General features: G+C 68.2%; 15 protein-coding genes. 4 read left to right on the forward strand and 11 right to left on the reverse strand.

From position 1 onward, the window contains the following. Nucleotides 1-4: 4 nt before the first annotated feature. From WHX56_RS02085 to WHX56_RS02100, 4 genes are all read right to left on the reverse strand, one after another. Nucleotides 5-673, reverse strand: coding sequence for an RNA polymerase sigma factor (locus tag WHX56_RS02085; protein ID WP_338880168.1), 669 nt, complete (start codon nt 671-673; stop codon nt 5-7). Nucleotides 674-692: 19 nt separating this feature from the next. Further along, nucleotides 693-1,058, reverse strand: coding sequence for a cupredoxin family copper-binding protein (locus tag WHX56_RS02090; RefSeq protein ID WP_338880169.1), 366 nt, complete (start codon nt 1,056-1,058; stop codon nt 693-695). Next, nucleotides 1,051-1,584: a DUF4142 domain-containing protein gene (locus WHX56_RS02095; RefSeq protein WP_338880170.1), complete on the reverse strand. Its 534-nt coding sequence runs from the start codon at nt 1,582-1,584 to the stop codon at nt 1,051-1,053. The genes WHX56_RS02090 and WHX56_RS02095 overlap by 8 nt, the downstream gene beginning before the upstream one ends. Nucleotides 1,585-1,701: 117 nt before the next feature. Further along, entirely contained in the window at nt 1,702-2,871 is a 1,170-nt protein-coding gene (locus WHX56_RS02100; RefSeq protein WP_338880171.1) for a M20 aminoacylase family protein, read from the reverse strand. 157 nt (nt 2,872-3,028) lie between these two features. Here WHX56_RS02100 and WHX56_RS02105 point away from each other — a divergent pair, with 157 nt between their 5' ends. After that, entirely contained in the window at nt 3,029-3,952 is a 924-nt protein-coding gene (locus tag WHX56_RS02105) for a LysR family transcriptional regulator (protein ID WP_338880172.1), read from the forward strand. Nucleotides 3,953-4,112: 160 nt separating this feature from the next. Continuing rightward, a complete protein-coding gene (locus WHX56_RS02110) occupies nt 4,113-5,102 on the forward strand; it encodes a tripartite tricarboxylate transporter substrate binding protein (protein WP_338880173.1) in 990 nt (329 codons plus the stop codon). On the opposite strand, the gene WHX56_RS02115 is transcribed toward WHX56_RS02110, so the two are convergent. Then, the gene (locus WHX56_RS02115) at nt 5,089-5,559 is read right to left on the reverse strand and encodes an Lrp/AsnC family transcriptional regulator (protein WP_338880174.1); all 471 of its coding nucleotides are present in this window, start codon (nt 5,557-5,559) and stop codon (nt 5,089-5,091) included. The genes WHX56_RS02110 and WHX56_RS02115 overlap by 14 nt on opposite strands. Before the next feature lie 203 nt (nt 5,560-5,762). Here WHX56_RS02115 and WHX56_RS02120 point away from each other — a divergent pair, with 203 nt between their 5' ends. Next, nucleotides 5,763-6,407: a LysE family translocator gene (locus WHX56_RS02120; protein WP_338880175.1), complete on the forward strand. Its 645-nt coding sequence runs from the start codon at nt 5,763-5,765 to the stop codon at nt 6,405-6,407. 45 nt (nt 6,408-6,452) lie between these two features. Beyond that, nucleotides 6,453-7,358, forward strand: a complete 906-nt coding sequence (locus WHX56_RS02125; RefSeq protein WP_338880176.1) for a DMT family transporter — start codon at nt 6,453-6,455, stop codon at nt 7,356-7,358. 68 nt (nt 7,359-7,426) lie between these two features. Here WHX56_RS02125 and WHX56_RS02130 read toward each other — a convergent pair whose 3' ends face one another. The 6 genes from WHX56_RS02130 to WHX56_RS02155 form a co-directional block, all read right to left on the reverse strand. Further along, nucleotides 7,427-8,002 (reverse strand): hypothetical protein, encoded by a 576-nt coding sequence (locus WHX56_RS02130; protein ID WP_129245919.1) that lies wholly within the window; start codon nt 8,000-8,002, stop codon nt 7,427-7,429. A gap of 110 nt (nt 8,003-8,112) precedes the next feature. After that, nucleotides 8,113-9,093, reverse strand: a complete 981-nt coding sequence (locus tag WHX56_RS02135) for a Bug family tripartite tricarboxylate transporter substrate binding protein (protein ID WP_287754355.1) — start codon at nt 9,091-9,093, stop codon at nt 8,113-8,115. Nucleotides 9,094-9,203: 110 nt separating this feature from the next. Next, the gene (gene otnI, locus WHX56_RS02140; protein ID WP_129245923.1) at nt 9,204-9,989 is read right to left on the reverse strand and encodes a 2-oxo-tetronate isomerase; all 786 of its coding nucleotides are present in this window, start codon (nt 9,987-9,989) and stop codon (nt 9,204-9,206) included. A gap of 64 nt (nt 9,990-10,053) precedes the next feature. Further along, a complete protein-coding gene (locus WHX56_RS02145; RefSeq protein WP_338880177.1) occupies nt 10,054-10,995 on the reverse strand; it encodes a hydroxymethylglutaryl-CoA lyase in 942 nt (313 codons plus the stop codon). A 12-nt stretch (nt 10,996-11,007) separates the two neighbouring features. Continuing rightward, nucleotides 11,008-12,198: a CaiB/BaiF CoA transferase family protein gene (locus WHX56_RS02150; RefSeq protein WP_129245927.1), complete on the reverse strand. Its 1,191-nt coding sequence runs from the start codon at nt 12,196-12,198 to the stop codon at nt 11,008-11,010. Between the two features lie 10 nt (nt 12,199-12,208). After that, nucleotides 12,209-12,931, reverse strand: coding sequence for an ABC transporter ATP-binding protein (locus WHX56_RS02155; RefSeq protein WP_338880178.1), 723 nt, complete (start codon nt 12,929-12,931; stop codon nt 12,209-12,211). Nucleotide 12,932: the final 1 nt, after the last annotated feature.

A 12,932-nucleotide genomic window follows, 5' to 3' on the forward strand; every position in this document is an offset into this window, starting at 1 on the left:
AGGCTCACTCCCTCAACCTCGCCAGCGTCGCCGCCACCATCCGGTCGCAATCGTCTCCGTCGAACTCGAACAGGCTCTTTTCCGTTACGTCGATGTCACGCGACAACGACTCGCGCAACAGCGCATTGGCGCGGAAATGCCTGCTGCGCACCGTCGCCTCGGGGATGCCCAGGCAATGCGCGGTTTCCTCCACGGACAATTCCTCGACCGAGCGCAGCACGAATACGGTCCGGAACGAGGCCGGCAAGGCGTCCAGCTTTGCCTCCAGCAGGGCGCGTAGCTGCGAGCGCGCCGCGGCGTGGTAGGGCGGATCGAAGTCGTTGATGGTCATCGCGTCTGCCTCGTCCTCTATGTCGCCGGCCATCGGGCACAGCGCCTCGCGGCGCCCGTGCTTGCGGAGCCGGCCGAAGCATTCGTTCAGCACCAGCCTCGACAGCCAGGTGAAGAGCGAAGAGTCGCCGCGGAACCGGGCGATGGAGCGATACGCCGCCAGGTATGCCTCCTGCAAGGCGTCTTCGGCGTCGGCGTCGTTGCGCAGGGTGGCGCGCGCCAGGCGGTAGAGCCGCCGGTTGTGGCGGCGCATCATCGACTCGAACGCGGCCTCCTCGCCCGCCGCAATGCGGCGCGCCAGCGCCACGTCATTCTCTTCGGCCAGCATTGCCGCTGTCGTCATGAGCCCAACCTCCGCCTCGTCACTGCGCAACCAGGGTTCCCTGCATGGCCGGATGGAACAGGCAGGTGTACGCGATGCTGCCCGCCTCGCCGACAGTGTAGGTCCACGACGCGCCGGCCGCGATGGCGCTGGAATCGAATGTCCGAGAAAGCGCGGTGGCCGTGTGCGGCACCAGGTCCTGGTTGATCCACGTCACTCGATCTCCGCGCCTGGCGGTCAGCGTGGCCGGGACGAACCGCATGCCCTCGATGGCCACGATATGCTCGGCCGCCTTCGCGTCAGGCGTATCGTCCGCGGCGCACGCCGAGGCGCCGGCCAGGGCCAGGCCCGCGCAAAGGGCGGCGCCGGCGCGCCGCCACGCCGCGGACAAGGCCGACCTAGCCACCGGCAAGCCTCTTCTGCAACTGCCTGGCATGCTCCAGATGCGCGATGAAGGCTGGCCGGACCTTGATCAGCAATGCCTTCAGCTCGGCATTGTGCGCGCTCGGGATCAGGGTCTTGTCCAGCGCCTCGACCACCGCTTCGTGATAGGCCACTTCGTGGTCGACGTAGGCCTTGTCGAACGCCGCCCCGCTCAGGCCCTTGAGCGTGGCAAGGTTCTTGTCGCCTCCCTGTTGCAGGCTGTCGCTGGTCGCATTCGCCTCGGGCGCGACCTTGAGCTTCTGGACCAGTTCGCCGGCGGCGCGGTTCACGGCCGTATGGTCGGCCACCATCAGCGCGGCGAATTCCTTGACTTCTTTCGTGCCGGATTTTTCCTGCGCCAGCTTGCCGGCATCGACGTCCACCTGGTTGGCCACCACGACGATGGCCGCGATCTGCGGGTCCGTCGGTCCGTTGCCGTGCGCGAACGCGCCGGCGCCGGCGCCGGCCAGGACCAGGGCGCAGAGCCATGCTGTCCGAATCGCTTTCATCTCATCTCCCGAAGCAATGCGTGCAGGCGGGGCGGCGCGCCGGGATGGCGCGAAACGCCGCTTGCATATGGGATTGGATGTCGCGACCCGGCCGCCCGTTCCGGCGGGCCGGGTGACTCATGCCGGCATGGCCTCTTTTACAAGCGCCACCCAGTAATGCGCCCCCAATGGCAGGATGTCGTCGTTGAAGTCGTAGTACGGGTTGTGCACAGGCGGGTTGTCGCCGGCGCGGGCCGCCCCCACGAATACATAGGCGCCCGGCCGCTGTTCCAGCATGTAGGCGAAGTCTTCCGACCCCATGCGCGGCGTGCAGGCCGTGTCCACCCGCTCCGGCCCCACTACCCGCGCAGCCGCCCGGGCGGCCAGCCGGACCTCGGCCTCGGTATTGACGCAAGCCGGATAGCCGCGGAAATACTGCACGTCGACCGAGGCGCCCGAGGTCGTGGCCACCCCTGCGCACACTTCGCGCAGCCGGCGCTCCGCCAGGTCGCGCGTGGCGGCGGTCAGCGTGCGGCAGCTTCCGCGCAGCAGAACACTGTTGGGCACGACGTTCCAGGTATCGCCCGCGTGGATCTGCGTGAGGCTCAGCACCAGCGCATCGGTCGCCTTCACGTTCCGGCTGACGATGGTCTGCATCGCGCTCACGACCTGCGCCGCCGCCACGATAGGGTCGACCCCATGCTCGGGCTGCGCCGCGTGGCAGCCCTTGCCGGTCACGGAGATCTCGTAGGTGTCGCAATTGGCCATGACGGTGCCCACGCGCGTGGACACCACGCCGAACGGCAGATTGGGCGAATTGTGCAGGGCATACACGGCGTCGCACGGAAACTTGTCGAACAGGCCGTCGCGCACCATGGCCAGGCCCCCGCCCGCATGTTCTTCGGCGGGCTGGAAAATGAAGCGCAACGTGCCGCGCCACCCCGGGTCCCGAGCCAGGTGATGGGCCGCCCCCAGCAGCATGGCGGTATGGCCGTCATGGCCGCAACCATGCATCTTGCCGGCGATGGTCGAGCGGTGCGTCACCTCGCCCAGCTCCTGCACGTCCAGCGCGTCCATGTCGGCGCGCAGGCCGATCGTCGGCCCCGCTCCGCGCGTCAGCGTTCCCACCACGCCCGTGCCGCCCAGGCCGCGATGCACCGCCGCCCCCGCGCGCTCCAGCTCGCGGGCCACCAGATCGGCCGTGCGGAATTCGCAGAACGCCGTTTCCGGGTGCGCGTGCAGATCGCGGCGCCAGTCGCGCATCTGGCGCAGCAATTCAGGACTGAGGGGGGACTCGACGATAGCCATGGGGCGGTGTCTCCATAGGACGGGCCTGGGGGAAATACGGCTTACGACTATAGACACGCGCGAGTACAAACTCGATAGCAACGATCACCCTTTATTGATGCGGTTTTTGCAACGTTCGATTGCGCGCATCGGAAGCGAGGCCGGGAAACGGACAAGCATGGACAACGTTCTGGAATTCAAGCGGACGCAATGTCTGCTGCAGGTCATCGAGACCGGGTCATTGCGCGCCGCCGCCGACGTGCTGCAAACCGACCCGTCCGCGATAAGCCGCGCCGTCGCCAGGCTGGAAGCGGAGACGGGCCTGACCTTGCTGGAGCGCCGCGGCCGCGGCGTCGTGCCCACGGATGCCGGGCGGCTGATGGCGCTGTTCGCGCGCCGCCAGCAAGACCTGAACGAATCCTTCCAGGCCGAGGTCAACAACCTCAAGAGCGCCACGCGCGGCCACGTCGAGCTGGCGCTGGGCGAGGGTTTCGTCGACATGCTGCTGGAACCCATGCTGCTTTCCTTTGTGCGCGCACACCCCGACATTACCTACGACATCCACGTGGCCGGCACCAATGAGACCGTGCGTTGCATCGTGGAAGAGCGCGCGCAGATCGCGGTGGCCTTCCAGCCGCCGAACGATGTGCGACTGCGTTCGCACTATTCGCGGGCGGCGCCGATGCGCGTGCACGTGCACAAAGACCATCCGCTGGCGCGCGCGAACCGGGCCTTGCGGCTGTCGGACCTGGCGCCCCACGGCTGGGCGGCCATGGACGAATCGTTCGGCGTACGCCAGCACATCCAGGCGGCGGAGCTTGACGAGAACGTCAAGCTCAAGCCCGCGCTGCTGACCAATTCCTTCAAGATCCTGTGGGAGTTCGCCGGCCAAGGGCTGGGCTATGTCGTGAATCCGCTATCGATGCCGCTGAAGGGCCCGCAGTTCCGTCAATTGGTGTCGCTGCCGCTGGCCAACCCCATCCTGAACAACAGCCGCACCCACGTCATTACCTTGGCGGGCCGCCATCTGCCGCCCGCCACCGCCAGCATGCTGCGCCACATTCTGAAGACGTTTCCCGCCCTGGAGGCCGGCCGCGCCTAAGCCGGCCGCACCTGAGCCGGTCGCGCATCGATGCAGATTTCGCAATGATCCAGCGCCCTCCCCGTCATTGATGCCGGCAAGCGCCGCTGCCTAGACTGCATGGCACAGTCCGGCCTGACGGCCGGCTGCCTTCGAACAGACAAGACAAGGGAGAAGCAGCATGCGTTGGAACCTACCGGCCCGGGCGGCCGCCATTTTCCTGGCGGCGTGCGCCGTCGTCCCGCTGGCGCACGCCACGGACTATCCGGCCAGGAAGCCGCTGAGCCTGATCGTGCCGTACCCCGCCGGCGGTGCCAGCGACGCCTCCGCGCGGCAGTTCGGCGTGCACATCGCCAATGCGCTGAAGCAGCAAGTCATCGTGGAAAACGTGGGCGGCGGAGCCGGCATGCTGGGCGCGCGCCGCGTCCTGACGAGCCCGCCCGACGGCTATACCTTCCTGCATGGGTCGGCCAATGAGGTCATTCTCAGCCCGTTCCTGAACGCGGCGGCCCATTACAAACCCGAGGATTTCCGCCTGGCCCAGCCCATCAGCGAAGCGACCATCGTGCTGTTGGCGCGCGCCGACCTGCCCGTGTCGAACGTCGATGAATTCATCGCCTACGCCAAGCGTCCCGGCGCCAGCCCCCTGACGTTCGGCAGCGTCGGCGTGGGCTCGCTGTATCACATCATGACCGAGTACCTGGGGCGGCGCGTGGGCGCGGAATTCCTGCACGTGCCCTATCGCGGCGGGGCGCCGGCGCTGCAGGACCTGATCGGACGGCAGGTCGATTTCGCCGTCCTGCCGTATCAGCAGGCGATGGAAGGGATGGCGGCACAGCAGCAGTTGAAGATCCTGACCAGCTTCTCGGACAAGCTGCCCGCGCCGCTATCCAGGCTGCCGCTGATTTCGCAAAGCAAGACGATTCCCGACTTCGTCTACACGATCGCCGGCGGCTACTACGTGCGCCAGGACACCCCGGCCGCGGAAGTCTCCACCTTGCGGCTTGCGGTGGGCCACGCGCTGGAGCAGCCCGACCTGCGCCAACGGATGGAGGCCGAAGGGCGCCTGCTGCTGCAGCCGATGAGCCAGCAGGACGCCGACGCCTATGCGGCCAACCAGGTCTCCAAGTACCGGCAGATGATCCGGGAGCTGGGCCTCAAGCCGATGTAGACACCGGCACCGTCATCCCATACTTGGCCCGGTTCATCACGACCAGCGTGGAAAAGCGCTTGACGTTGGGGTTGCCCCAGAAATGGCGCTGGGCGAACACCTCGTACTCGTCCATGTCCCGCATGGTGAGGGTCAGCACGAAATCGACGTCGCCGGTGACCGACAGGCACTGCATGATCTCCGGCGCGCCCAGCATCGCGCGCTTGAAATGGTCCAGCTTGTCGGCGCGCTCGCTTTCCAGGGTCACCAGCACGACCATCATGATTCCCCGCCCCACGGCGGCCGGGTCCACCACGGATACGTCGCCCAGCACCACCCCGGACTCGCGCAGCCGCTTCATGCGGCGCAGGCAGGACACCGGCGACAGGTTCACGCGCTGCGCCACTTCCTGGCTGGTGCGCTGGTTGTCTTCCTGCAGGCTTTGCAGGATCTGAAGGTCGAAATCGTCTAGTTCCATAAGGGTCTCGGAACGTGTTGGATGCGGGCCGCGCCGGCCCGGCCACCGATTCTAAGCCGGGCGGCGGCGGAATCCGACCCCATTTCGACGGGAAACTTCATTCCGCCGCCCCGGGATGCAGGAATAATTCAGCCGGCCTGCTTACACTAGGGCCTGCCCCAGAGCCCTCTGCCCGCGCCGCGGACAGGCCGCCTCCCCGTATCATGCCGTCACTCCAGCTTTTCCTGCTATTCCTCGTCGCCGACGCGGCGCTCAAACTCACGCCCGGCCCCGACATGGCGCTTACCCTTTCGCGGGGCATGACCCAGGGTTTCCGGCCGGCCTTCCACAGCGTGCTCGGCAACGTCGCGGCCGGATTCATCCAGGTGCCGGCGGTGGTGCTGGGGCTGGCCTCGGTGCTGCGGGCCTTTCCCTCGCTGTTCATGGGGATCAAGGCCGCCGGCGGCCTGTACCTGGGCTATCTGGGCGTCAAGGCGATCGTCCGCTGCGCCCGCTCGGCCGAAGTGTCGCTGGCCGCGCGCCCGGGCGACGCTCGCGACGCGTTCTGGCAGGGATTCACGACTAACCTGCTGAACCCCAAGGTGCTGCTCTTCATGATCGCCTTCCTGCCGCAGTTCACCGCGCCGGACAACGGGCCGGTCTGGATCCAGATGCTGGTGCTGGGCATCACGATGAAGATACTGAGCCTGCCCTACGGCAGTTGCTTCGCCTACGGCGCGTCGCGCATCCGCGGGTGGGTCGGCCGCAATCCGTGGTTCCTGCGGATGCAGCAAGGCCTGCTGGGCGCCGTCATGGTCGGCCTGGCGCTGTACGTGCTGTACTCCACCGCCGAAACCCTGGCGGCCTGACGCCTCTGCCCGGACCGGCCGCCCCACGCTTTCCCACCCTGAATCATGACTGCCGCAACCCTGAACCCCGGACGCAACGCTTCGTCCTCCACCCTGCTCCCCACGCTGTCGCTGATCGGCGCGATGGCCTCGCTGTGCATCGGCACTTCGTTCGCCAAGTCGCTCTTCCCGTTCGTGGGCGCCCAGGGCACGACCGCCTACCGCATCGCCATCGGCGCGCTGATCCTGCTGGCGATCTGGCGTCCGTGGCGCTTCCCCCTGACGCGCCGGGACGCGGGCAAGATCGCGCTGTACGGGGTGACGCTGGCCTGCATGAACCTGCTGTTCTACATGGCCCTGCGCACGCTGCCGCTGGGGGTGGCCATCGCGATCGAGTTCACCGGGCCGCTGACGCTGGCCGTCGCGCTGTCGCGCCGCGCCATCGACTTCGTCTGGATCGCCTGCGCCGCGGCCGGGCTGGTGCTGCTGATTCCCACGGGCCAGTCGGTGCACGACCTGGATCCCGCCGGCATCGCCTACGCGCTGGGCGCGGCGGTGTGCTGGGCGCTCTACATCATCTTCGGCAAGATTGCCGGCAATGTGCATGGCGGGCAGGCGACCTCGCTGGGCCTGACGGCGGCCACCCTGGTGGCGCTGCCCATCGGCGCGGCGCATGCCGGCGCGGCCTTGCTGGATCCCAAGCTGATCCTGGCCGGCATCGCGGTCGGCATCCTGTCCAGCGCCCTGCCCTATTCGCTGGAGATGGTGGCCCTGAAGCGCTTGCCGCAAAAAACCTTCGGCGTGCTCCTCAGCATGGAACCCGCCATGGGCGCGCTGGCGGGCGTGCTCGTGCTGAACGAGCACCTGGACAAGACGCAATGGCTGGCCATCTGCGGCATCATCGTGGCATCCGCCGGCTGCGCCGCCACGGCCCGGCGCGACCGCAAGCCGCCCGCGCCAGCGCTGGACTGAGGTGTCTGACACCCCTGAGACGCCAGTACAAACTGAAGCGCGTCTCCCACGGGTGTCAGACACCGGCTTCAGCCGAAGCCCACTTCCCGCTGCGGCGGCGCCAGCGGATCGAAGTCTTCCCAGTGGTTGTTGCGCCAGCGGCCGTTGGCGTGCTCCACGTCGGCCCCGCCGGTGTCGCGCAGGATGCGGCACGCCAGCATTTCGCGTTGCGGGCGCGTGCGCACCGCCACCATGACGCCGGCCTGGCGGATCTCGGCATGCGAATCGGGATTGAAGTGGCCATGCAGGGTAGTGCCGTGGCCTGTCACCCAAAGCGCGCCGAACAGCGAGCCCAGGTAGGCGCCCACGCCCGCCGCCGCCAGGACCAGCGGCGTGGAATCGCTGAGTTCCGACATCACGAACCCGCCGAACACCGCGAACCCCGCCCCCATGCCGCCCGCGCCCAGGAAGGCGCCCATGTCGGCGCGGCCCGAGTCCGGGTCGGAACGGCGATCGCCGCCCCAGGGATAGCGGCCATGCTCGCCGGCCGGATTCACGTAGAAGATGTTGATGTCCCAGTCCGGAAAACCGCCGGAGGACAGGCGCCGGGCCGCGGCCTGGGCCGCTTCGAAGCCCTCGAATCGGGCTGCTACGATCAAAGACATGACATGCTCCTTCCTGGTCTGGCAGGCAGGATCGACATGGCTTTATCGTACGCCCGCGCCGCCGGGCGGAACGTGTCCGTTACACCTTGCGGCGGCTGTTACGCAGGCGGTCAATCCGCCGAAATGCGCTTGCTGCGGATGACGGCGCCCCAGCGCTCATACTCTTCGCGCGCGTAGCCCGCGAACGCCCGCGGCGAACTGCCGGTGGGCTCCATGCCCTGCAGGGTCAGTTGCTTCACCACTTCCGGCGAGCGCAGCGCCTGGACGATGGCCCGGCTCAGCGTCTCGACCACGTCGGCCGGAGTGCCGGCCGGCGCGACCACGCCCTGCCATGCCGCGGCCTCGAACGCCGGGCCGCCCGCCTCGGCGAAGGTCGGCACGTCCGGCAACTGCGACGAGCGCCTTGCGGCCGGCACGGCGATGGCGCGCAGCCTGCCCGCCTGGATCAGCGGGCGCGCGGCGGCCAGGTCGGCCATCATCATCGGCACCACGCCCGAAGCCACGTCCTGCAGGGCCGGCGGCGTGCCCTTGTACGGGATGGCCGTGGCCCGGCCCTGGATGGTTTCCAGGAACAGTTCCATGGCCAGATGATGGGGGCTGCCCACGCCCAGGGACGCATAACTGCCCGGCTGGTCGCGCTTCAGGTAGCCCTTCACGTCCGCCAGGGTATGCAGGGAGGAATCGGGCGCCACGACCAGCACGATGGGCAACGAGACCAGCGTGGAAACCGGGGTCAGGTCCTTCTGCGGATCGTAGGGCAGCTTGCCGTACAGCCACGGGTTCAGCGCCAGCGTGCTCATCCCCGCCGTCAGCACCGTATAGCCGTCCGGCGCGGCGCGGACGGTTTCCTGGGCCGCGACGATGGTGGCGGCGCCCGGGCGGTTCTCGACCACCACCGCCTGCCCCAGCGTGTCGCCCACGTGCCTGGCGACGATGCGGGTGGCGAGGTCGCTGCCGCCGCCCGCGCTGAAAGGAACCAGCCAGCGGATCGGCCGGTCCGGATACCCGGCGGCCGCGGCCGGGGCGGGAACAACCGAAGCGCCGGCCAGCGCCGCCGCCAGCAGGACGCCCTGCACGATGCCTTTGAACATGTCGCGGTCTCCTTGCGTTCCTATTTAATTAACATATTAACTATTTCTGGCCGGGCCGGGAACACAGGGAAAGCACGGAGAAAACCAGGAATGCGGCATCGGCGCCGCGCTCAGGCGCGGGCGGCCGCCAGCCAGCGCAAGCCGGCGGAGGTGCCGCCCGCCGGGCGGTATTCGCAGCCAATCCAGCCGGCGTACTGCAATTCGCGCAGCACCCCGAACACCCAGCCGTAATCCAGTTCGCCGCGGTCCGGCTCCTGGCGCAGCGGCACGCCGGCGATCTGCAGGTGGCCGACCCGCCCGGTGGGCAGGTACTGGCGCAGCCTGGTGGTGACGTCGCCCTCGACGATCTGGCAGTGGTACAGGTCCATCTGCACCTTCAGGTTGGGCGCATTGACCGCCTGCACGACGGCATGCGCCTCGTCCTGGCGGTTCAGGAAGTAGCCGGGGATGTCGCGCGTGTTGATGGGTTCGATCAGCAGGGTGACGCCGGCCGAGCGCGCCTCGCGCGCGGCCCAGTCCAGGTTTGCGCGATAGCAGTCCAGCATGGCCTGCCGCGACGCGCCGTCCGGCACCAGGCCCGCCATCACGTGGACGTTCGGGCAGGCCAGCGCCGTGGCGTAGGACAGCGCCTGTTCGATCCCGGCCTGGAATTCCGCCTGGCGGCCGGGCAAGGCCGCCAGCCCGCGCTCGCCGCGGCCCGCGACGCCCGGCGGCGCGTTGAAGAGCACCTGCGCCACGCCCGCCGCGTCCATGCGTTCGCGCACGAAGGCGGCCGGCGCTTCGTAGGGGAACATGCATTCCACGCCCGCGAACCCGTCCGCCGCGGCGGCCGCGTAGCGGTCCAGGAACGCGTGTTCCGGGTACATCATCGAAAGATTGGCGGCGAACTTCAACATGGCGGGCTCCGGACCGGGCGGCATGCCAGGAAAATAGCACAACCGCCGGGGCCGCCGCCCGGGTTCAGGCGTTGAAGTCGGGCGCCGGATGCAGGGTCAGGCGCGGGCCGGCCTTCAGGATCTGGCTGGGGATATCGTGGCCCACCAGCCCGGGCAGCGTCGCCGCCACGCCGAGGATGCCCGGCAGGTCCACGCCGGTGTCGTAGCCCATCAGTTCGAGCATGTGCACCAGGTCTTCGGTGCAGACGTTGCCGCTGGCGCCCGGCGCGTAGGGGCAGCCGCCCAGGCCGCCCAGCGACGCGTCGAAACGGTCGATGCCCGCCGCGATCGCCGCCAGCGTGTTGGCCAGCGCCATGCCGCGCGTATTGTGGAAATGCATGGTGGTCGTCAGGCCGGGAAACAGCCTGCGGACTTCGCGGCCGATCTTCTCCACCTGCGTCGGATAGGCCATGCCCGTCGTGTCGCACAGGGTCACGCCGTCCACGCCCAGCGCGGCGAAGCGCCCCACCAGTTCGAACACCTCGAACGCGTTGATGTCGCCCTCCATGGGGCAGCCGAACACCGTGGACAGCGACACGTTCACTGCGACCCGGCTGCCGCGCACCGCGCTGACCACGTCGCTCAACTGCTCGAACGACTGCTCCCGCGTCATGCGCAGGTTGGCGCGGTTGTGGGTCTCGCTGACGGACATCACCAGGTTGACCTCGTCCACCTTGCATTCCAGCGCCCGCTGCGCGCCGCGCACGTTGGGCACCAGCACCGTGTAGACGACGTCCGGGTTGCGCTCGATCTCGTGCATCACGATCTCGGCGTCGCGCAGCGCGGGAATCGCCTTGGGCGAGGTGAACGACGTGGCCTCGATCTTGGCGAAGCCGCTGCGCGACAACTGGTTAATGAAGGCGATCTTGTCCTGGGTCTCGATGAACTGCTTTTCGTTCTGGAAGCCGTCGCGCGGCGCGACCTCCTGGATGTACAGCCGCTTGCGGCTCGCGTTCGGTTCGCTCATGGTCGGTTCCCTTCAGATGATGCCGCGCGCGCGCCAATCGCCGCGCTGCGCTTCGCCGATGCCCAGGCCGGCAAGCACCTCGTCGGTGTCCTGGCCCAGGGCGGGCGCGGCGCTGCGCACCTCGCCCGGCGTCTCGGACAGCTTGGGCACGATGCCCGGCAGCTTGACCGGCGTGCCGTCGGGCAGCGCGCCGTCCAGGATCATGCCGCGCGCCTGGTAGTGCGGGTCGGCCGCGATATCGGCCACGTCGTAGATCTTGCCGGCCGGAATCTGCCCCTCGTTCAGGCGATCCAGCACCAGGTCCAGCGGATGCTGGCCCGTCCATGCCGAGATGGCGTCGTCCAGCATGACCACGTGCTTCACCCGGCCGGCGTTGTTCGCCAGCTCCGGCGCCTCGGCCAGGTCGGGCCGGCCGATCACGCCCATCAGGCGCTTGAAGATGCTGTCGCCGTTGCCGGCGATCAGCACGTATTTGTTGTCCTGGCAGCGGTAGGCATTGCTGGGCGCGATGCCCGGCAGGCTGCTGCCGGCCGGCTGGCGGATCTCGCCGAACACGGCGTACTCCGGCAGCAGGCTCTCCATCATGTTGAAGACGGATTCGTACAGCGCCACGTCGATCATCTGGCCGGCGCCGTTCTGGTCGCGCGCGCGCAGCGCCAGCAGGATGCCGATGACGCCATGCAGCGCCGACAGCGAATCGCCGATGGAAATCCCCACCCGCACCGGCGTGCGGCCGGGCTCCCCGCTCAGGTGGCGCAGGCCGCCCATGGCCTCGCCGATGGCGCCGAAGCCGGGCAGGTCGCGGTACGGGCCGGTCTGGCCGTAGCCCGACACGCGCAGCATCACCAGCCGCGGATTGATGGCCCGCAGTTCTTCCCAGCCCAGGCCCCAGGCTTCCATGGTCCCGGGCTTGAAGTTCTCGACCACCACGTCGATGTCCTTGACCAGGGCGCGGATCAGGTCCTGCGCCTCCGGCTTGCGCAGGTCCAGGCTGACCGACTTCTTGTTGCGCGACTGCACCTGCCACCAGACGGAGGTGCCGTCGTGGATCAGGCGCCAGTTGCGCAGCGGGTCGCCCTTGCCGGGCGGTTCGATCTTGATCACCTCGGCGCCGAATTCGCCCAGCATCTTGGCGGCGAACGGCCCGGCGATCAACTGGCCCAGTTCCAGCACGCGGATCCCGCTCAATGGTTTGGATGACATGATTGCCTCGTCAGCTCTTGTGTTTTCCCAGATAGGCCTCGCGCACGCGCTCGCTGGCCAACAACTCCTGGCCCGTGCCCTCCATCACGATGGAGCCCACTTCCAGGACATACGCGCGGTCCGAGATCGCCAGCGCCTGGTTGGCCATCTGCTCGACCAGCAGGATCGTCATGCCGCGTTCTTTCAGCGACTTGATGATCTTGAAGATCTCGGCCACGATCAGCGGCGCCAGGCCCAGGGACGGTTCGTCCAGCATCAGGATGCGCGGCTTGCTCATCAGGGCGCGGCAGATGGCCAGCATCTGCTGCTCGCCACCCGACAGCGTGCCCGCGTACTGGTCCCGGCGCTCTTTCAGGCGCGGGAACATCGCGAAGCAGCTCTCGATCTCTCCCGCCAGTTCCGCCGGCGTTTCCTTGCGCAGGAACGCGCCCAGCATCAGGTTGTCGTGGACCGACTGGTCCGGGAACACCTGGCGCCCCTCGGGGACGTGCGCGATGCCCAGTCCCACGCGCTTGTGCGCGCTGATGCCGCCCAGGTCCTGCCCGGCGAACGCGATGTCGCCGGTGGATTTCTCGATGCCCGACAAAGCGCGCATCATCGTGCTCTTGCCCGCGCCGTTGCCGCCGATGATGGTCACGATCTCGTTCGTGTCCACGTGCAGCGAAACCTGCTTCAGGGCATTGACGGCGCCGTAGCTGACCGCCAGGTTCTTGATGTCCAGTAATCGGCTCATT

Origin of the sequence: Achromobacter veterisilvae (assembly GCF_037619525.1) — a bacterium.
GTDB lineage: Bacteria > Pseudomonadota > Gammaproteobacteria > Burkholderiales > Burkholderiaceae_B > Achromobacter > Achromobacter veterisilvae.